General features: G+C 56.4%; 16 protein-coding genes. 4 read left to right on the forward strand and 12 right to left on the reverse strand.

The window, feature by feature from the left end; translation table 11 throughout:
• Positions 1-58: 58 nt before the first annotated feature.
• From TH5_RS11115 to TH5_RS11135, 5 genes are all read right to left on the reverse strand, one after another.
• Entirely contained in the window at positions 59-1867 is a 1809-nt protein-coding gene (locus TH5_RS11115; RefSeq protein ID WP_244204886.1) for a glucan biosynthesis protein, read from the reverse strand.
• Positions 1868-2206: 339 nt separating this feature from the next.
• A complete protein-coding gene (locus TH5_RS11120; protein WP_114121919.1) occupies positions 2207-3805 on the reverse strand; it encodes a gamma-glutamyltransferase family protein in 1599 nt (532 codons plus the stop codon).
• A gap of 18 nt (positions 3806-3823) precedes the next feature.
• A complete protein-coding gene (locus tag TH5_RS11125; protein WP_114121920.1) occupies positions 3824-5344 on the reverse strand; it encodes a tripartite tricarboxylate transporter permease in 1521 nt (506 codons plus the stop codon).
• A gap of 17 nt (positions 5345-5361) precedes the next feature.
• Positions 5362-5901, reverse strand: coding sequence for a tripartite tricarboxylate transporter TctB family protein (locus TH5_RS11130; RefSeq protein WP_244204887.1), 540 nt, complete (start codon positions 5899-5901; stop codon positions 5362-5364).
• A gap of 8 nt (positions 5902-5909) precedes the next feature.
• The gene (locus tag TH5_RS11135; protein ID WP_062950336.1) at positions 5910-6854 is read right to left on the reverse strand and encodes a tripartite tricarboxylate transporter substrate binding protein; all 945 of its coding nucleotides are present in this window, start codon (positions 6852-6854) and stop codon (positions 5910-5912) included.
• Between the two features lie 238 nt (positions 6855-7092).
• Here TH5_RS11135 and TH5_RS11140 point away from each other — a divergent pair, with 238 nt between their 5' ends.
• Together TH5_RS11140 and TH5_RS11145 are read left to right on the forward strand one after the other, a co-directional pair.
• The gene (locus TH5_RS11140) at positions 7093-7926 is read left to right on the forward strand and encodes a sulfite exporter TauE/SafE family protein (protein ID WP_037988410.1); all 834 of its coding nucleotides are present in this window, start codon (positions 7093-7095) and stop codon (positions 7924-7926) included.
• A 113-nt stretch (positions 7927-8039) separates the two neighbouring features.
• The gene (locus TH5_RS11145; protein ID WP_114121922.1) at positions 8040-8711 is read left to right on the forward strand and encodes a FadR/GntR family transcriptional regulator; all 672 of its coding nucleotides are present in this window, start codon (positions 8040-8042) and stop codon (positions 8709-8711) included.
• A gap of 22 nt (positions 8712-8733) precedes the next feature.
• Here TH5_RS11145 and TH5_RS11150 read toward each other — a convergent pair whose 3' ends face one another.
• The 5 genes from TH5_RS11150 to TH5_RS11170 form a co-directional block, all read right to left on the reverse strand.
• Entirely contained in the window at positions 8734-9489 is a 756-nt protein-coding gene (locus TH5_RS11150) for an aspartate/glutamate racemase family protein (RefSeq protein ID WP_114121923.1), read from the reverse strand.
• Entirely contained in the window at positions 9486-10313 is an 828-nt protein-coding gene (locus TH5_RS11155) for an ABC transporter permease (RefSeq protein WP_062950324.1), read from the reverse strand. Before TH5_RS11155 ends, TH5_RS11150 begins: the two co-directional genes overlap by 4 nt.
• A gap of 1 nt (position 10314) precedes the next feature.
• Complete coding sequence (locus TH5_RS11160) at positions 10315-11160, reverse strand: ABC transporter permease (protein WP_223304904.1); 846 nt, start codon at positions 11158-11160, stop codon at positions 10315-10317.
• 97 nt (positions 11161-11257) lie between these two features.
• The gene (locus TH5_RS11165; protein ID WP_114121924.1) at positions 11258-12574 is read right to left on the reverse strand and encodes an ABC transporter substrate-binding protein; all 1317 of its coding nucleotides are present in this window, start codon (positions 12572-12574) and stop codon (positions 11258-11260) included.
• 27 nt (positions 12575-12601) lie between these two features.
• A complete protein-coding gene (locus TH5_RS11170) occupies positions 12602-13687 on the reverse strand; it encodes an ABC transporter ATP-binding protein (protein ID WP_114121925.1) in 1086 nt (361 codons plus the stop codon).
• A gap of 315 nt (positions 13688-14002) precedes the next feature.
• On the opposite strand from TH5_RS11170, the gene TH5_RS11175 reads away from it, so the two are divergent.
• A complete protein-coding gene (locus TH5_RS11175) occupies positions 14003-14734 on the forward strand; it encodes a GntR family transcriptional regulator (RefSeq protein ID WP_114121926.1) in 732 nt (243 codons plus the stop codon).
• A 587-nt stretch (positions 14735-15321) separates the two neighbouring features.
• Positions 15322-16899 (forward strand): aldehyde dehydrogenase (NADP(+)), encoded by a 1578-nt coding sequence (locus tag TH5_RS11190; RefSeq protein WP_114121929.1) that lies wholly within the window; start codon positions 15322-15324, stop codon positions 16897-16899.
• Positions 16900-17006: 107 nt separating this feature from the next.
• Here TH5_RS11190 and chrA read toward each other — a convergent pair whose 3' ends face one another.
• Complete coding sequence (gene chrA, locus TH5_RS11195) at positions 17007-18416, reverse strand: chromate efflux transporter (RefSeq protein ID WP_244204888.1); 1410 nt, start codon at positions 18414-18416, stop codon at positions 17007-17009.
• Positions 18376-19194, reverse strand: a complete 819-nt coding sequence (locus TH5_RS11200; protein ID WP_114121931.1) for a chromate resistance protein ChrB domain-containing protein — start codon at positions 19192-19194, stop codon at positions 18376-18378. Before TH5_RS11200 ends, chrA begins: the two co-directional genes overlap by 41 nt.
• Between the last annotated feature and the right edge of the window lie 247 nt (positions 19195-19441).

Below are 19441 nucleotides of genomic sequence, written 5' to 3' on the forward strand. Positions count from 1 at the left end.
TATTCCAAGCGAAACGCAATACGCGGCCAAATGTGCCCAACCGGAATTGCCGCAGGCATCAAAATACCCACGGCATGGTCCATGTCTCACTCAGCACCCTGTCATCATATTGCAGGAAGGCGCGCAGATTTGAACTTTGGGCTTCGCCAGTTCCAATCAGGTCAAACATCACGCGAACACCACCGTTCTCCGGGTCTTTCATAAGGCGGATATTACGGATTTCAGCATTCGATGCACTGATATTGGCCTGCAGGTTATCAAGATCGGACAGATAATATTCAAGCTCTTCGCCCGCAAAATTCAGGATGAAACGGGTTGCCGCCTGCGCATCATCACCACCGGACGGAATATGCATGATACGCGTGTCTGTTGCCTGTGAAAGCTTGTGCAGATCGCTGCCATCCTGTGTTGCCGCAATCTGATATTCAACGGTCAACTCGCTTCCGGCTTCGGGCTTGTTCTGCGGCACCCAGAACGCAACGATATTGTCATTGCTCTCGCTCGGGCTTGGAATTTCGACCAGTTCGACATGGCCTTTGCCCCAATCGCCTTTTGGCGTCACCCAATAGCCGGGCTGCTGGTCAAAACGGGTATCAAGGTCCTGATAATGATCGAAGTTCCGGTCACGTTGCAGAAGCCCGAAACCACGCGGATTTTCATCCAGGAACGAACTGATCTGCAAGTTGGCCGGGTTATCAAGCGGCCGCCAAAGCCATTCGCCCTTGCCATTATTGATCAGAAGCCCGTCGCTGGAATGTACTTCTCCGCGATAATCTTCGAACCGGCGTCGTTTCTGTTCACCGTAAAGGAACATGCTGTTCAAGGGTGCCAGACCGATCTTTTCGACGCGATCCCGGAAGAACAGGGTGCTGCTGACATCGACCTTGCTGTTGTTACCAGGACGAATGTCAAACCGGTAGGCACCGGTCAACCGCACGCTATCAAGCAGCGCAAATACGGTGATTTTGCGTTCGCCCTCTTTCGGGGCAACGATCCAGAATTCACGAAATACCGGAATTTCCTCGCCCGACGGGCCCGCAAGATCAACTGTCAGTCCGCGTGCCATCTGTCCGGCAACCTGATCACGCCCCTGAATCCGGAAATAGGATGCGCCAAGGAAGGTCGCCAGTTCATCGCTGCCTGCAACATTCCCCAACGGATAACGCAGGCGGAAACCGGCATATCCCTGTGTCGAAAAATCATTGCCCGACAGGCCGGTTTCACCAAAATCAAACAGTCCCGCAGAATATGGAACAGCCTGCACTTGACCATCGCGCACAAGGTTTATCGCAACCGGCACATCATACATGTTGCCCGGATGATAAAGGTCCAGCGCGAAACCCGAATTAGCCTGACTGAAAAATGCTTTCTCGGATTTAAAGCGGATCTTCGCGTAATTATCGGAACTAAGGTTTGCCAGTGCTTCAGGCAGGTCACGATGCGGGTTCTCGAACGGTTGCTTTGCAAGATTGCGCGCCCGCTCGATCACCTGTGCCGGATCAAAGGCGACCGGCACGGATACAGCCGGTTTTTCAGCAGCTTCGGGTGCAGCAGCACCATCTTCAGCAGGTTGTACAGGATTCTCGGCAGTGGTTTCGGCATTCCCGGCCGCGACCGGTTCAACTGGCGCGGTCTGTTCCGATGCATTCGACGATGGGGTTACTGCCGGCCCTGTGCTTTCTGCTGCCGGACTGGCCGTCTCGGCCTGCACCGGTGCAGCAGGCTGCGTGCCTGACGATGTTTCCGTCGCGGTGCTATCCTGCGCGTGCACCACGCCACCCGCCCCAAACGTTAAAAACCCTGCAAGCGCAACCGCAAGCAGAGCATGAACAGAGACACTGGTGACACGCTTTTGAAATCTGTACATATTTCCCGTCTGAGTTTCCCAACTGATCGGCGTATTTCCCGCCAAAGATGTTTTGCGTAAAGAACGGGGCAGCAATGTGACAGCATATTGATAAGAATCCGGTGCTGCCAACATTTCAAATTCCGCATCTTGCGTCTTTACGCTTTTCCGGCCCAGACTCAAAGCAGCATTTTTGCATGGGCTATCCCCCTGAATTGCGGTGATTTCCATCTTGACGAACCGAAAAATATTAGCGGATCAAAATATCGGATTTCCATAAGAAAAGGCCGGTCAAATTAATGACCGGCCTTTCCGTCAGATGAATTAAGGGGAGCTCATCTGAATTGGCGATGCGCGGGATTAATACCCGACCGCACATCCGTCCTTGCGCGGGTCAGAACCCGCGACATAACCGGCATCGGTTTTCGCAATAAGCTGCGCACCACCAAAACCGAAATTGGTGCTGTCGGGGGCCTCAACCTTGATCGCATGCCCTTTGGCTTTCAAGGCATCAATCACATCAGCTCCGACCGAGGCCTCAACAGCAACTTCAAGCCCGGAAAGCGCCTGCCAGCGCGGCGCATCCGCCGCCGTTTGCGGATCCTGCCCCCAAAGCTGGGTCCGCAGTGTCATCTGCAAATGGCCCTGTGACTGCATCGGGCCGCCCATGACGCCAAAGCTCATGACCGGATTGCCGTCTTCGCCCATCAGGAAGCCCGGAATGATTGTCTGGAACGGGCGTTTGCCACCGGCCACCTGATTGGGATGACCGTCTTTCAGGGTGAAACCGAAACCACGGTTCTGCAGGCTGATCGATGTCCCCGGCACAACCACACCGGACCCGAAACCCATATAGTTCGACTGGATAAACGACACCATCATGCCGCTTTCATCAGCGGCCGTGACATAGACCGTGCCACCATGCTTCGGCGCACCCGCCTTGAAATCCTGCGCCTTGCTGGCATCAATCAATGCCGCACGGGATTTCAGATAATCATCGGACAGCAGATGTTCGACCGTCACATCGCGCATGTGATCCAGATCGGCGACATATTCATGCATATCCGCAAAGGCGAGCTTCATCGCCTCGATCTCAAGATGCAGGGCCTCGACCGAGTCCGGTGCATAATCGGCAATGTTGGTATGACGCAAAATACCAAGCGCAATCAGGGCTGAAATCCCCTGCCCGTTTGGCGGGATTTCATGCAGCTTCACCTTGCCAAAGCTTTGCGAAATCGTTCCGACCCAGTCGGTTTTATGATTGCCAAGGTCTTCCTCGGTAAGCACCGCACCATTTTCCTTGGCAAAGGCCGCAATTTTGGCCGCCAGCCGACCGCGATAGAAACTCTCGCCACCGGTCTCGGCGATATCTGTCAGGCTTTCGGCAATTGCGCGGTTGATGAACAATTCACCCGCTTTGGGTGCCTTGCCACCGGGCAGGAATGCCTCGGCAAAGCCCGGCTGCTTGCCCAATACATTGCCACCCTTTTCCCAAAGCGTTGCAATGATCGGCGACACGGCAAAACCACGGCTGGCATATTCGATGGCCGGCTCGAACAGTTTTTCAAACGGCAACTTGCCGAACTTGTCGGAAATCTCGCGCCAGGCCGACACCGCCCCCGGTACGGTCACCGATTCCCAGCCGCGTTGCGGCATGGCATCCGCCCCGGCAAAGCGTTCCGGCGACCATGCCGCGGGCGCACGACCCGATGCATTAAGGCCATGCAGTTCCTTGCCATCCCAGATGATCGCATAGGCATCCGAACCAAGACCATTGCCGGTCGGTTCAACCACCGTCAATGCAATGGCCGATGCCAGCGCAGCATCGGCCGCATTCCCGCCCGCCAGCAGCATGCGCAGACCGGCCTGTGCCGCCAACGGCTGGGATGTCGAGACAACATTGCGCGCAAGCACCGGTGACCGGCGTGAGGCATAAAGCGCGTCATGACGAAGTTTCATTGGAGTCTCCTAATCGGCTTAATCGCCGTCCTGTTCATCGGTGGCGGGACGGTTCTTTTTACGCATTTTAAGGATAGACCGGACGCTGAAGATAACCGACAGCAACGCCGCCGCCAGAAGGATGGCTGAAATCGGCCGGGTAAAGAAGGTCGTCCAGTCCGGATCGCTCATCAATGCGCGGCGCAAATTGGTTTCGGCAATCGGCCCAAGGATCACACCCAGCACCAGCGGTGCCAGCGGATAATCAAGGCTTTTAAGGCCATAACCAACCAACCCGATAATCCCCAGAAGATACAGGTCCGTCACCCGGTTATTAAGCGCGAACGCCCCAATAACGCAGCAAATGATGACGGTCGGCACGATGAACTGTTTGGGGATGTCGGTCACCCGCAGGAACAGGCGCATGGATGCGACACACACCACCAGCATCATCAGGCTGGAAACGATCATGGCAATGAACATGCCATAGGCCAGATCGGCATGATCCATGATCAGGCGCGGACCAACCGAAATCCCGTGCACCATCAATGACGCCATCAGAATGGCATCCACAGCAGACCCCGGAATGCCCAACGCAATCATCGGGATCAGGCCGCCACCGGCCGTGGCAGAATTCCCTGCCTCGGACGCGACCACACCATCGGCACAGCCTTCGCCGAATTTTTCCGGGTTTTTGGAACTGCGTTTGGCCTGATCATAAGCCAGCAGGTTGGCGATGGATCCACCAGCACCGGGCAGCGCGCCAATCAAAACCCCGATCATCGATGACCGGAACAGATTGACCGGCGCCATCAGGACTTCGCGCATGACTTTCCATGTCTTGAAGTCGATCACATCGGGGATCAGGGCCTGATTGGTCTTCTTGCCATGAATTTCGACTTCGCTCAGAAGCTGGCTGATCGCGAAAATACCAATCAGCACCACAAGGAACGGCAAGCCCGGCATCAGAAGATCGGTATCAAAGGTCAGGCGCGATTTTCCCATCATCGGGTCCGGCCCGATGGTCGCAATGCCGAGGCCAATGACGCCCGCGATCAAACCACGGATTAACGAGTTTCCGACAAGGCTGGCAACAATCGTCAGTGCAAAGACGATCAGCGCGAAATATTCCCACGGGCCAAGCTTGACCGCAATCAGGGCCAGCGGCGGGGCGGCAACGATCAGAACGATGGTCGAAATCACCGTCCCGAAGAACGATGCCCATATACCCAGTGACAGGGCCCGGCCCGGTTCCCCCTTGCGTGCCATCGGAAAGGCATCAAAGGTGGTCGCAACCGAACTCGGTGTTCCGGGAATCCCCAGAAGGGCGGCACTGATCAGGCCACCGGTATAACCCCCGACATAAACCGACAGCATCACCGACACCCCCTGCAAGGGTTCCATGGCAAAGGTCAGCGGCAGGGTCAGAATGATTGCCATTGTCACGGTAAAACCGGGGATCGCCGCGGCAATAATCCCGGCAACCGACCCGATCAGCATGTATGTCAGGGTATCAAAGGCAAATACCTGATGGGCCCCGGCAAGAAACGCATCCAGCATAATTTAAACTTTCCCGCCTAACCCGCGAACAGAACGCCGCGCGGTAAGAACACATTGAAAACTTCTGCAAACAGCAGGTTCAACCCGACCGAAAAAATCAGGGCGGCGATGATGGACTGAATGACGGTTCGTCGCGAAACACCCGCAATCATCAACTGCGCAATCAGCAGGAAGACAAAACTTGCAAGCGAGAACCCGGTCCACGGCATGACACCAAGATAAACCGCGAACAGGACAAACAGACCAATGGCGACCCGACGCACATAAAGCCACTGGGTAAAGGCAGCCCCAACACCCTCAAGGCCCCCCGCCCGCACGATTTCAATGATCGAACGAACAGCCGCAATCAGGCAAAGCACCGCCAGCAGGGCAAAAACAAGCTTCGGGAAGGTGCCCGCTCCCAGCGGTTCCCAGCGGGACGTCGGCAAACCTGCCGCCATCGAGGACAGAACAACAGAAACGCCACCAAAAACGATATAGGAGATCAGCCGCGCCAATTCGGTGCGGGCGCGCGAAGCAGCGGATACACCTGTATCCGCTGCTGCTGCCTCCGTCACCTTGACGGTCATCCTTCGAGCTTGCCTACAAGCTTCGCGATGGTCGCGTTAAGCTTATCAAGATAGGCGCTGTATTTTTCCTGACCATAAAACACCGGATCGGCACCGGCATTTTTCATCAGCTTGATCACGTCTTCGCGCTGCATGACCTTTTCGATATGGGCTTCAAGCGCATCAACGGTTTCCTGCGGCGTACCTTTCGGAAGAACCACACCACGCGTGATCACCAGCTCGGCATCCATGCCAAGTTCCTTAAGCGTCGGAACATCCGGCGCATCATCGGTCCGTTCCTCGGTACCAACGGCTGCGTAAATCAGATCACCATTGTCGACGAACTGCTTGGCCGACGAAATGTCACCAATGGCGATATCGATGTTACCACCCATCAGGGCACGGATACGCTCACCCGTGTCGGTGTAACCGACATAGGAAAACTGAAGGCCCATGGCTTCTTCGATCATTGCGATATGAACATGGGGAATCCCGCCCAGCGTCACACCGGCACGAACGGCACCCGGATGCGCCTTGGCATAGGCAACCAGTTCTTCAAAGTTCGAAAAATTGTCGTTCTTCGACAGCGTCAGATACTGCGGCGATGACGCCACCAATGCGACCGGAATGAAGCTGTCCCAATTCAGTTCGGTGATCCCGGTCTGGTTCGATACCAGAAGACCTTCGTGAATCTGCGAAATGGTATAACCATCTGCCGGGCGTTTGGCGAATTCGGCAAGGCCGACATTGCCACCCACGCCGGGCATGTTGATGACAGGCACGGCCTGACCGGTTTCTTCGGTAAGGCCCTGGGCGACGATACGCATCAGCGTGTCACTGCCACCACCCGGGCCCCACGGCACGATAAATTCAATCGGTTTTTCGGGATAGCTCTGCGCCTGCGCGGGTGCGGCAAAGGCAGCGGCCATCAAACCGGCGGCTACGGCAATCTTGCGGAACATCTGTTCTGCCTCCTGATGAGATTTGATACCTGAGTCTGAACCAATTTATATTTGGTTTGTTCATTTTGTCGCCATATTGTTGGCATTCTTGCATTTGGTTCGCAACTATTAAATCTGGTTAATGCTGATTAATTGCCAGATTAAGCTGATTAACAGCGCAAAACATTTGCCAACTACGACCAATCAGAGTTAGTACCAATACACCTAGATAGTCATTATTGGTTTGGATTGGTTCATCATGATTGAAATCGAAGGCACCATGAGCCTGTACCTGCTGTGGGGTGCAGCAATGCTGTTTGCCGGCATCGTTGGCGGCATCATGGCCGGGCTTCTGGGCGTCGGCGGCGGCATCGTCATTGTGCCGGTGCTGTATCATTTCCTGACCACCATGGGCGTTGATGAAAGCCTGCGCATGCAGGTCGCCGTTGCCACCTCGTTGACGACGATTATCGCCACCGCGATTTCATCCACCCGAAGCCACTATAAAAAGGGTTCGGTCGATATCGCCCTGCTCAAACACTGGGGCCCGGCAATTGTCGTTGGTGTCCTGATTGGCACCGCGATTGGCGGTTTTGCCGATGGCCGGGTTCTGACCATCGTCTTTGCCGTCGTGGCTCTGCTGGTTGCGGCCAATATGATTCTGGTCCGGGATCGCGAAACCGATACCCAGAAAAACCCGCCCAAATCGGTCTGGGCGATACTGGGTGTGATCGCAGGCAGCCTGTCGGCCATGATGGGAATCGGCGGCGGCACGATCTGCGTGCCGGTATTAAGCTTCCTTGGATATGACATCCGCCGTGCAGTGGGCACATCGGCCGCAATCGGCCTGATCATCGCCCTGCCCGGCACCATCGGTTATGCGATGTCTGGCATCGGTGTGGACGGGCGTCCGCCCTTCTCGCTGGGATATGTCAACGTGCTGGCCGCGGCCCTTCTGATCCCGATGACGGTTCTTTTCGCACCGGTTGGCGCCCGCATCGCACATTCCATCCCAAGGCGGGCGTTGCGCATCTGTTTTGGCCTGTTTCTGGCCATCACATCATTGCGCATGTTCTATGATCTGATTTCCTGATATCTGATTGGGATTGATGCTGTTCCGGACCGATGAAACCGCAAGGGTGCAAAACGCGGGCAACGGGCCAGAACAGATAAGATTTAAACGTCCAGATAACGATAAAAAAAGCCATGAATGACATAGCAACCCAGGGGTTGGCAGAAAAGCTGAGAACAAGCTTCGCCGCGGGAGAATTCGTCAAGAACGGGCGCGTCATCGCCGAACGCGAATTGGCCGAACAGCTTGATGTCGGGCGTCGCGCGCTCCGCAAGGCATTGGATCAGCTCGAAGCCGACGGCCTGATCTGGCGTCGTCAGGGTCAGGGCACCTTTGTCGGCACCCCGCCGACCCCACGCCTGCGCAAGCTCGAAGGACTGGCCACCCGAACAAGCCCGTTTGAAATCATGGAAGTCCGGCAGGAGATCGAGCCCTCTATGGCCCGGTTTGCCGCCCTTCGCGCCTCGCAGGCCGATATCGACACCATGCGCACCATGATCGAAAACGCCGCCAAGGCCCAAAATCAGGGCGAATATGAAAAATGGGACGCGGCCTTTCATCAGAAACTGGCCGAAAGTGTCCGCAACACGCTGTTTCTGGCGGTGTTCGAAGCCGTCAGCGCCGTCCGGCGCGAAGCCGCATGGGCCCGCATGCGTGAAAGCAGCCATTCGGATCGCCTGATCAATGATCTAAGCGCCCAGCATCGCGAGATCGTCGATGCCATAGAACAGCGCGACCCGAAACGCGCAGAAGACGCCATGCGGCGTCATCTGGTTCAGGTCGAAAAGGCGTTAAAGCAAATCTGACCGAAATCCGGCCCCGACCATCTCACGCGACCGGTGCAAACTCGGCAAATATCCCGTCGTAAGTTTTAACCGGCGGGCTGGCATAGGCACCGGCCTTGCTGGTCTGAAGCCCAAGCATCCCCATCGCCTCAATCAGCTTGACCGCCGCACTGACCCCGTCAATCACCGGCACGCCAAGCTCAGCCTGCAAACGGTCGGCAATATCGGTCATCCCGGCACAGCCCAGCACAATCGCCTCGGCACCATCTTCGGCAAGGCAGTTTTCCGCCGAAATTTTCAGCGCCAGATAGGCCATATCCGCATTTTCGCCCTCGAAATCCAGTGTCCGAACACCCGCCGCCCGCACCACACATTGCGAAGACGCCCCATATTTCGACACCAGATGTTCAAGCGGCCGCACCGATACCGCCATCGGGGTGACGATGGCAAAACGCGATGCAACAATGGCCGCAAACCGAAGGGCCGCCTCGCACAAGCCCATCACCGGCGCCTTGGTCAGACAGCGCGCGGCATCAACACCGGTATCATCAAAACACGCCACGACATATCCACTGATCTTCCCGCCCGAAGCCCCCTCGGCCTCAAGCCCGCGCATCGTCGCAAGCAACCCGACGCTTGCAAATGCCTCGTCATAATAACCTTCAATACTGGCCGGGCCGAATTGCGGATTAAGGGCAACAATCTCGGTCCCCGCTGCAACAATACGGCGGGCCTGCAAACCAACCTTCTCGGTAAACCCGACCGACATATTGGGATTGATAACCGCGATCCGGGTCATGCCTTTTGCCCCTTGCGATGCCGCAGGATCAGGACCGAACCGAGCGCAATGGCAATCACCACAAACGAAAAGCCCGTCGTCACCGTGCCCAGCGCATAAAGCACTGGCGTCGTCACGTTGGTCGTCATCCCGTAAATCTCAAGCGGCAGGGTATTAAGCGCCCCCGCCGTCATCAGGGTCCGGGCAAATTCGTCATAGGACAGGGTAAAGGAAAACATCGCGACCCCGATCAGGCTGGGGGCCACCATCGGCAGAACAATATGCCAGATGGTCTGCCAACTGCTCGCCCCCAGATCACGGGCCGCTTCCTCATAGGACGGATCAAACCGGTTGAACACCGCAAACATGATCAGAAGCCCGAACGGGAAGGTCCATGTCAGATGCGCGCCAAGGGCCGATGTAAACCATTGCGGTTGCCAGCTCACGATATTGAACAGCAATCCGATGCCAAGCGAAATCAGGATCGACGGCACGATCAGGCTGGCAATCGCCAGATAGAAAATCACGCTGTCCCCTTTGAACCGCTTGCGGAACGCCAGCCCCGCCATAAAGGACACCAGAACCGTCACCACCATGACAATCAGGCCAAGCTTGAGAGATCGCAGGAACGAACCGCCAAAATCCCCGACCGCCTGCTGTTCAAACAGGTTGCCGAACCAATGGACCGAAAACCCGTTCATCGGGAAGGTCAGACCGCCATTCTCACCCTGAAATGACAGGATAAAAATCGTCAGCATTGGCCCATACAGAAACAGCACAAACAGCGCAAAGAATGCCGCCAGAAAGTAGAAGCTTGTCGGGCGTTTTTCACGGGTCTTCGCCATCTCAAAGCTCCTTCCTGATATCGACCATGCGAAGCAACGCCGTCACGATCAAAAGCACGGTCACCAGAAGAACCACCGCACTGGCCGCCGCCGCCGGATATTGCAGCAACCCGATTTCATTGGAAATCTGAAGCCCGACCGACGCACTCTGCCCGCCACTCATCAAACGCACCGTGATGAAATCCCCCATCACGACCGTGATGACAAAGATCGAACCGATTGCAATACCGGGCTTCGATAGCGGCACAATCACATGCCGCAGGGTTTCAAACCCCGATGCCCCGGCATCACGCGCCGCCTCGATCAGGGACCGGTCAATGCGCATCATCGAATTGAAAATCGGCACCACCATAAACAGGGTGTAAAGATGCACATCCGCCAGAACGACCGCGAAATCCGAAAACAGCAGGAATTCAAGCGGTTCATCGACAATACCCAGCCCCATCAGGGCCGAATTCAAAAGCCCGTTGCGCCCCAAAAACGGAATCCACGAAATCATGCGAATGATGTTCGATGTCCAGAACGGGATCGTGCACAACATGAACAGGACAATCTGCCATGTCAGGCTGCGGACATGGAACGCCAGGAAATAGGCAACCGTGAACCCGATCAGAAGGGTAAAGCCCCAGGTCAGGGCGGCATATTTGAATGTATTAAGGTAAATCTGCCAGGTTACTGAAGACCCCAGCAGGTATTTGTAATTTTCAAAAATGAAGTCGGGCAGAATGCGGTATTCGTCATAGTCCCAGAAACTGACAACAATAATCGTCAGCAACGGCACGACCAGAAAGATCGCAAAGATCAGCGCCATCGGCGAGATCAGGAAATACGACGATCGTTTGGACATATCAAACGCCATTGTCTGCCCTTTGAACCGGAAAAATCATCAAAGAAATCAGGATATCGGGCGCAACCGAAGCTGCGCCCGACCGAATTGAAACGCCTTATGCGGCGATGAATTCGTTCCACTTGCGGACCATGTGCTTGTTCTCGTCCATGACAGAGTTCCAGCACGCAACCGATCCCATGCGTTCCTCGTACGAACCGCCATCGCGAACCGCACCGGCCTTTTCCATGACCTTGCCATCCGGGCTAAGGATATCGCCCTGGGCTTCCTTGCCTTCCATCCAGAAGCCCCATTCGTCTTCGGACATGAATTTCTGTGCGGTTGCCGGGGCTGCGCTGTAATAACCCTGACGGTTAAGATACGCCCCGACCCAGCCCGACAGGTACCAGTCGATATATTCATACGCCGCCTCAAGTTCGAGGCCGGTAAGGTGCTTGGCCAAACCAATGCCGCCACCCCATGCACGATACCCTTCCTTAAGCGGCTGGTATTTGCACGCAATGCCCTTGGAACGAACGGCGGCAACCGCTGGCGACCACATCGACTGGATCACGACTTCGCCCGACGCCATCAGGTTGACCGACTCATCAAAGCTCTTCCAGAAGGCGCGGAACTGACCGGCTTTCTTGGCATCGATCATGATCGCAATCGTCTTGTCGATTTCTTCCTGGGTCATGTTGCCCTTGTCACCATAGGTGACTTCGCCCATGGCTTCGCAAACCATGGCCGCATCCATGATCCCGATCGACGGAATGTTCAGGATCGACGCCTTGCCCTTGAAGGCCGGATCAAGAAGATCGGCCCAGCTATTAATCGGACGTTCGATCAGGTCCGGGCGAATGCCAAGCGTATCCGCATTGTAAATCGTCGGAACAAGGGTCATCCACTGGGTCGGCGCAGATGCAAATTCGACACTGTCGGCACCTTCAACGAAGCCAACCGTGTGCGGGGCAGTGCCCTGTGCAATCTCGGAATCCGGGGTCAGTTTGCCGTCGATGAACAGCTTGGAGATATACTGATAGTTTTTAAGCTTGGTGGTATCCATCGGCTGCATGGTGCCCGCCGGGAAGACCTTTTTACAAATCCAGTATTCGATATCGGCAATATCAAACGATTTCGGCTGGGTGACCGCACGCTGTGCAACCGCATCGGAATCAAGGGCGGTCATCTGAAGCGTGAAACCAAGGTCTTCCTTAACCTTGTCGGCAACCGCGTTGATGTTTGAAACACCCGTGCCGAACTGGCGCAAAGTCACATCCTTGATGTTCTGCGCCCAGATGGTCGGGAAACCGGTGATCGCACCTGAACCAATCGCGACACCGGCAGTCGCAGCCGCACCTTTAACAAAACCGCGGCGGGTGACTTCCTTGGTCGAAAGCAGGCTTTTCGTCGTTTTGGAATTGTCGGTCGTCATGTGAAGCTCCTGATAAATGATGTTTTTTTAGGCCAGAACATGCGCGTGTTCGGGTTTCCAATAGGCGATGAACTTTTCCTTCCGGCGCACAGGCGCCTGCCGAAATTCGCTTTCGGTCTTCATCAGGGTGATTTCCTTGCCGTCATTGGTCGTCGCCACAATCCGCACCCAAAGGCCGAGATACTCGACCGTTGTGATTTCGACGGGAATCTGACCGTTTTCGGCATCACCGGGTGCTGTTTCACCCAGCCCGATCAGGTCGGTACGAATTGTGAATTCAAGATCCTCGCCCGTGGCACCATCACCATATCCGGGCAGGAAGAAACTATCGGGACCACGCGTCAGAAGCGTGCCCGCCGGGCTGCTTTCCGAAACCGTTCCCTTGAAGATATTCTGACCGCCCATGAAATTGGCGATGAAGCGCGAACGCGGCTTGTTGAATATTTCCTCGGGCGTGCCTTTCTGACGAATGACACCGTCTTCCATCACAACAACCATGTCCGAAAGCGCAAGCGCCTCGTCCTGGGCATGGGTGACATGGACAAACGTGATGCCAAGCTCCTGCTGAAGGCGGCGCAATTCATCGCGCATCCGCGCCCGCAGGAACGGATCAAGGGCCGAAAGCGGCTCGTCAAGCAACAGGACGGAGGGCTGCGTAATCAAGGCCCGTGCAAGCGCAATGCGCTGCTGTTGCCCACCCGAAAGCTGATCTGGCTTGCGATCCGCAAACTTTTCCATATGGACACGGGCCAACATTTCCTTGGCCCGTTCGTTGCGTTCTGCTGTTGAAACGCCCTGCATCCGCAGACCGAACGCGACATTTTCCATGCAGGTCATATGCGGGAACAACGCGTAATTCTGGAACATCATCGCCGTACCGCGCTTGACCGGCGGAAGCTCGGTCACATTGCGATCCCCGATCAGAAGATCACCTTCGCTGATGACCTCATGCCCGGCGATCATGCGCAATGTCGTGGTTTTGCCGCAGCCGGATGGACCAATCAGGCAGCAATAGGCCCCTGCCGGTATTTTGAGGTCGATCGATTTGACTGCGATGGTGCTGCCGTAAAACTTACTGACAGCGATCAACTCAATGGCCCCGTTACCCTTCATGCGCCCACCCGTTACTGCATGCAAAATTGTTAACAATCCATATTTTCAATTGTAGGCAAATTGCGTGCCATTTTCAGGATCGGCGGTTTTCCGCGAAGCGCATACAAAACTCCAAGGTGACAGAACCGGCCAATGCCCGATTCATACGCAACTTATGCGCAATTTTTGCACAGCAGCATTCTTTTGATCAAACCGAAGGCAAAGCCATTCCGACTCACCAGAAAGGGCTGTCACATTTTTTTGTTTTGCAGATCGTCAACAATTTTGTAGAAAAGAATTGACCCCTCGAATGAACAACCGGAAAGACGCGCCGTGATGGCCAACCCCGCACAGCCCACCCCCTATAAAGGCAGCGGTAAACTTCGCCCGGAAGAATTGATCTATCAGGAAATGCTCGACGCCATTCTTGACCGGCGACTGGAACCGGGCATGAAGCTGATCGAAGAAGATCTTGCCAAAACATTCTCGGTCAGCCGTGCGCGCATTCGCGCAACCTTTTTGCAGCTCGCCCATGACAAGCTGATCAATCTGGTCCCCAATCGCGGGGCCTTCATCGCCGAACCGACCATTGACGAGGCCATCGAAGTCTTTTCGGCGCGTCGCATGATCGAGGACGGCGTGGTCCGAAAAATCGCCGCCAACATGACGCCCGACCGCGCAAGCCAGATCCGCGAGCATCTGGAACGCGAACATCAGGCCCACCACGCAGGCGACCACCGCGCTGCCATCATTCTTTCCGGGGAATTCCACCTTTTGCTGGCCCGTCTTGCCGGCAATCTGGTGATCGAGGAATTTCTGGAACGCCTGATCCTGCGAAGCTCGCTGATCATTGCGATGTATGAAAGCCCGCAACCGGTCGATTGCTCTCACTCGGAACATGAAACGCTGCTAAACGCCCTTCTGGGTGGCGACCCGGACGCGGCAGCCGCCGAAATGGCCAAACACCTTGATGCCATTCGCGACCGGCTACAGCTTCAACGCCCCAAACCAGCCAAAACCGATTTCGCCAGCATCTTTGGCCGAAATCCCAAATCGGTCGCCAGCTAATCCGGCGTCATCCGCCGGGATTTTCAAATATCAGCACCCACGATCGGCTTCCCTGAAGCATAAGGCGGACCGCGCAGCTTCCGCCCGGACACGCCAGAAATCCTTGGCTGGTAATCCTTGGCCGACAATCCGTGGCCGCAATGCGCGGCACGGCACGGGCATACACGCCCGCAGGATACTGACACCGCATTCCCAACCAGATCGTCATTCCCGCGACGGCGGGAATCCAGTCTGTTTCAATGGGATATGGATTCCGGGTCTGCGCGCCGCTTTGCCCGGAATGACGATTTTGATTCATTCCGGGCTTTGTCAATAATCTGAATTCTGACGGGCACACACGCCCATGGCTTTCTCTGACCAATTATAATTGTATAAATTATCCAATAATGCTTAACTGTTTGAATCTCTGATGGCGGCTGCCGACGGCATTTTTGTCATATAATATGATATTTACATCCCATCCCCGATTTCTTAAGCTGCCGCCGAATAAAACCGCGTAAATCGGGCGTTGCAGGATTACCGAAATCCACCGCCCAATCCTTTGCACGGTATCATCATACAAACACGCCAACCCCACAGGAGGCTCCATGCTGAATGGACAGCACTATATTGCAGGCGAATGGCTGAACGGTCCGGATGTGTTTCAGGCCGATAACCCGTCGACCGGCGAAAAACTGCCAACAAAGTTCCAGCACGGCACCGAGGAACTGGTGGATCAGGCGGTTCAGGCGGCAAATGCCTGTGCCGAAGAATTTGCGGCGATGCTGCCGGCCAAACGCGCGGCCTTCCTGCGCGCGATTGCCGATGAAATCGATGCGCGCGGCGATGAAATCACCGAAATCGGCAATCTTGAATCAGCCCTGCCCGCGGCACGCCTGACTGGCGAGCGCGGCCGCACCGTTGGCCAGTTGCGCTTCTTTGCCGACTGGATCGAAGAAGGATCATGGTTCGAAGCCCGCATCGAAACCGCCCAGCCTGATCGTCAGCCCCTGCCAAAGCCCGACATCCGCGTCATGCACAAGGCACTTGGTCCGGTTGGTGTTTTCGGTGCGTCTAACTTCCCGCTGGCCTTTTCGACTGCGGGCGGTGACACCGCATCGGCACTGGCTGCGGGTTGCCCGGTCGTGTTCAAGGGCCACGCCGCCCACCCCGGCACGTCCGAAGTCGTTGCCAAGGCTATCGAAGCCGCAATTAAAAAAACCGGCATGCCCAAAGGCGTGTTCAGCCTGATCCATGGCGGCACCCGCAAGGTCGGTCAGGCGCTGGTCGCCCACCCGCTGATCAAGGCGGTCGGCTTTACCGGTTCGACCGGTGGCGGTCGTGCGCTGTTTGATATTGCTGTTTCCCGCCCGGAACCGATCCCGTTCTATGGCGAACTCGGCAGCAACAACCCGGTCTTCCTGATGCCAAAAGCAATGGGTGCCAAGGCGGCTGAAATCGCCAAGGGCTGGGTCGGATCGCTCACCATGGGTGTTGGTCAGTTCTGCACCAATCCGGGTCTTTTGATCGCCCTTAAGGGGGCCGACCTTGACGCCTTTGTTGAAACTGCTGCCGCCGAACTGGGTCAGGTTGGCGGTGCCGCCATGCTGACCGACCGCGTTTCAAGCGCCTATCATCATGTCACCGATGCGATGGCCGGTCACGCCAAGGTAACCTGTGCGCTTAAACGCCGCGACAGCGACGGCCCGTTCGAAGGCAGCCCGGCAATCTTCCGCACCACCGCTGCCGACTGGCAGGCCAACCCGGAACTGGCCGAAGAAATGTTCGGTCCAGCCGGCATCATTGTTGAATGCGACACGCCCGAGCAAATGGTTGCCCTGTCGGCAACCCTGATCGGGCAGTTGACCGCGACCATCCACATGATTGACGCCGATGCCGAACTGGCCGGGAAACTGCGCCCCGCCCTTGAAAAATGTGCGGGCCGCATCCTGATCAATGGCTGGCCGACCGGGGTCGAGGTCTGCCATTCCATGGTTCACGGCGGCCCCTACCCGGCAAGCACGGATTCCCGTGCAACCTCGGTTGGGTCGCTCGCGATCAAGCGTTTCATCCGCCCGGTCTCCTATCAGGCCTTCCCGGACGCATTGCTGCCCGAAGCCCTCAAGGACGCAAACCCGCTCAACATCCCGCGCCTTGTAAACGGCAAATGGCAGATGCCGAAGTAAGATCGCACGTCGCACTTACAGAAGAATAAAAGGGTGCGACCATGTACTGGTCGCGCCCTTATCTGTTTCAGGACCGGCTTTGAAAATCCGGTCTCGTTCCACCGCGATCAGGCGATACCCGTCAATCTGGCCACCACACCCAGTCCGGCACATAGCAGCAGCACCTGAATAGTGCCCATTCCCCGCCAGAGAACCGCCAGAAGTGCGGTCACGGTCAGTGCTGCCGCTACCAGGTTCACCGACGACAGAACCGGGATCAGCAGATCCAGTCCTGGTACATCAAGCGGTTTGACTTCGGCAAACACCACATGAAGCCCGAACCATACCGCAAGGTTAAGGATGACCCCGACCACCGCGGCAGTAATTGCGCTAAGTGCGGCTGTCAGGTTCTGGTTATTGCGCAGCCTTTCAATGAAAGGTGCGCCAAGGAATATCCACAGGAAACAGGGCGTGAAAGTCACCCAGGTTGTCAGCAAACCGCCAAGGGTCGCTGCCATCAGTGGCGGCAGGGTGCCCGCATCGCGTAACGCCCCCATGAAACCGACAAACTGTGTCACCATGATCAGCGGCCCCGGTGTGGTTTCAGCCATGCTTAAGCCATCAAGCATTTCACCCGCCGCCAGCCAGCCGAAATTCTGCACCGCTTCCTGTGCGACATAGGCCAGAACCGCATAGGCCCCGCCAAAGGTCACCACGGCCATCACACTGAAGAACCCGGCGATCTGGCTAAAGACATGGGCCGGGCCAAGCGCAAGGAACAGCGCCCCAACCGGCACCAGCCAAAGGCCAAGCAGGATCGCTGAAACGCGAAAGGCCCAGGCCCGATTGACCTGCGTATGGTCCGGGGATTCTTCGCCCAGCAGGGTGTCGGCATCGGCAACCTGGACTGCACCGATTTTCCCATGTCCACCGCCACTGCGAAATGCCGCAATATTCCGGCGTGCCGCAACATAACCGATCATTCCGGCGACAAGAATGATCACGGGAAAAGGAACCCCGAAGGCAAAGATCGCAACAAAAGCCGCAACCGCAATCGAGACCATCGCACTGTTTTTAAGCGCCCGCTTGCCGATCCGGTAAACGGCCTGGGCGACAATTGCCAGAACCGCTGCTTTAAGACCAAAGAAAAATGCCTCGACAATCCCCACATTGCCCCAGATCGCATAGATCCAGCTAAGCGCCATGATCGCGACCACACCGGGCAGAACGAACAGGACACCGGCAATCACCCCGCCAAGGGTCCGATGCATCAGCCAGCCGATATAAACGGCCAGCTGCTGTGCCTCGGGACCGGGTAACAGCATGCAATAGTTAAGGGCATGGAGAAATCGCTTCTCGCCAAGCCATTTGCGTTCCTCGACCAGAATTTGATGCATCAGGGCAATCTGGCCCGCAGGCCCCCCGAAACTCAAAAGACCGATCCGCGCCCAGACCTTGAAGGCTTCGCTCAGGGTCGGATAATCAGATGATCGCATGTCATACCTGTGGCTTGTTGGTTGGCCAGTTGTGGTTTTCATGCGTGGCGTCACGCGCCCAGCGATAGAACGAATCATATAGCAGCATACCGGCGTCAAGTTGCTCAAGATCATCGGGATACATGCGAGATAATCCAAGTGACGCTGCCAGAAGCCCGGCCGATTCCGGGGCGAGATCAAGGCGGGCGGTATCCGCCCCGCGCACAATCAGGGCAAGCCGCTCAAGGGCCGGGATCGAAAGACCAAATTCTTGGAGCATCACATCGAAACTGCACAATTCGTCACGATGGCTCCAGAATACGCCTTCAATGTCAAACGGTACCGCCTGATAACGCTCTGCCACACCCAGAACTTCTGCCGGGGCGACAAACAGAATAACGGCACGCGGATCAAGAAACCGCCGGATCAACCAGGGACAGGCAATGCGGTCAATCTTCGGACGTGATCGTGTTACCCAGACTGTCCGTCCCTGAGAATCGCGCGCGGGCAGTTTTTCCGGGCGAATTACCGGATGTCCGTTTGACACCCAGTCTTCAAAGCCGCCTTCCAGATATTCCGACGGACAACCTTCCGCACGCAGCCATGCCGCGGTTCCCTGACTGCGTTTATGTCCGGCCTGACAGATCACAATGGAACTTGTCCCGGCGATGCGTGATGCCAGTTCAGACAAGGCAGTATCGTCCACCCGGATCGCGCCGGGTATCAGGCGCGGATCGGCGTTGAAGTCTTCGTCGGATCGAACATCAAGAAGCAGTGGCACGCGGGGCGTACCGATGATTTTGGAAAGTTTGTCGCTGGAAATCGCGTTGGGCGCAGGCATGTGCGTTCCTCCTTTGCAGGCTTGAATTGGAACGCGATCTTTAGCTGGCGCCTCGTGGGGAGTTCGCGTTTCCCCATAGGCCTAGAAAACGCGAAGCCATGGAAATAGTCAAGACCAAAGCAAAATCGATCAGATCGCCGGTTTGCCCGGCGCCGGGACAAACCTCGGGCCTCCACCAGCCACCAGACGCCCCACAGCCTCGCTGCTCGTTCCGGCCCCTTCCGCCAACGCCACGACCACGAAGCCC

This window comes from Thalassospira xianhensis MCCC 1A02616 (assembly GCF_003326475.1).
Taxonomy (GTDB): Bacteria; Pseudomonadota; Alphaproteobacteria; order Rhodospirillales; family Thalassospiraceae; genus Thalassospira; species Thalassospira xianhensis.

Excerpts from the sequence above, each read along its gene's own strand:
- TH5_RS11115 (WP_244204886.1), bottom strand. The coding sequence starts at position 1,867 with ATGTACAGATTTCAAAAGCGTGTCACCAGTGTCTCTGTTCATGCTCTG.
- TH5_RS11120 (WP_114121919.1), bottom strand. The coding sequence starts at position 3,805 with ATGAAACTTCGTCATGACGCGCTTTATGCCTCACGCCGGTCACCGGTG.
- TH5_RS11125 (WP_114121920.1), bottom strand. The coding sequence starts at position 5,344 with ATGCTGGATGCGTTTCTTGCCGGGGCCCATCAGGTATTTGCCTTTGAT.
- TH5_RS11135 (WP_062950336.1), bottom strand. The coding sequence starts at position 6,854 with ATGTTCCGCAAGATTGCCGTAGCCGCCGGTTTGATGGCCGCTGCCTTT.
- TH5_RS11140 (WP_037988410.1), top strand. The coding sequence starts at position 7,093 with ATGATTGAAATCGAAGGCACCATGAGCCTGTACCTGCTGTGGGGTGCA.
- TH5_RS11145 (WP_114121922.1), top strand. The coding sequence starts at position 8,040 with ATGAATGACATAGCAACCCAGGGGTTGGCAGAAAAGCTGAGAACAAGC.
- TH5_RS11150 (WP_114121923.1), bottom strand. The coding sequence starts at position 9,489 with ATGACCCGGATCGCGGTTATCAATCCCAATATGTCGGTCGGGTTTACC.
- TH5_RS11155 (WP_062950324.1), bottom strand. The coding sequence starts at position 10,313 with ATGGCGAAGACCCGTGAAAAACGCCCGACAAGCTTCTACTTTCTGGCG.
- TH5_RS11160 (WP_223304904.1), bottom strand. The coding sequence starts at position 11,160 with ATGTCCAAACGATCGTCGTATTTCCTGATCTCGCCGATGGCGCTGATC.
- TH5_RS11165 (WP_114121924.1), bottom strand. The coding sequence starts at position 12,574 with ATGACGACCGACAATTCCAAAACGACGAAAAGCCTGCTTTCGACCAAG.
- TH5_RS11170 (WP_114121925.1), bottom strand. The coding sequence starts at position 13,687 with ATGAAGGGTAACGGGGCCATTGAGTTGATCGCTGTCAGTAAGTTTTAC.
- TH5_RS11175 (WP_114121926.1), top strand. The coding sequence starts at position 14,003 with ATGGCCAACCCCGCACAGCCCACCCCCTATAAAGGCAGCGGTAAACTT.
- TH5_RS11190 (WP_114121929.1), top strand. The coding sequence starts at position 15,322 with ATGCTGAATGGACAGCACTATATTGCAGGCGAATGGCTGAACGGTCCG.
- chrA (WP_244204888.1), bottom strand. The coding sequence starts at position 18,416 with ATGAAAACCACAACTGGCCAACCAACAAGCCACAGGTATGACATGCGA.
- TH5_RS11200 (WP_114121931.1), bottom strand. The coding sequence starts at position 19,194 with ATGCCTGCGCCCAACGCGATTTCCAGCGACAAACTTTCCAAAATCATC.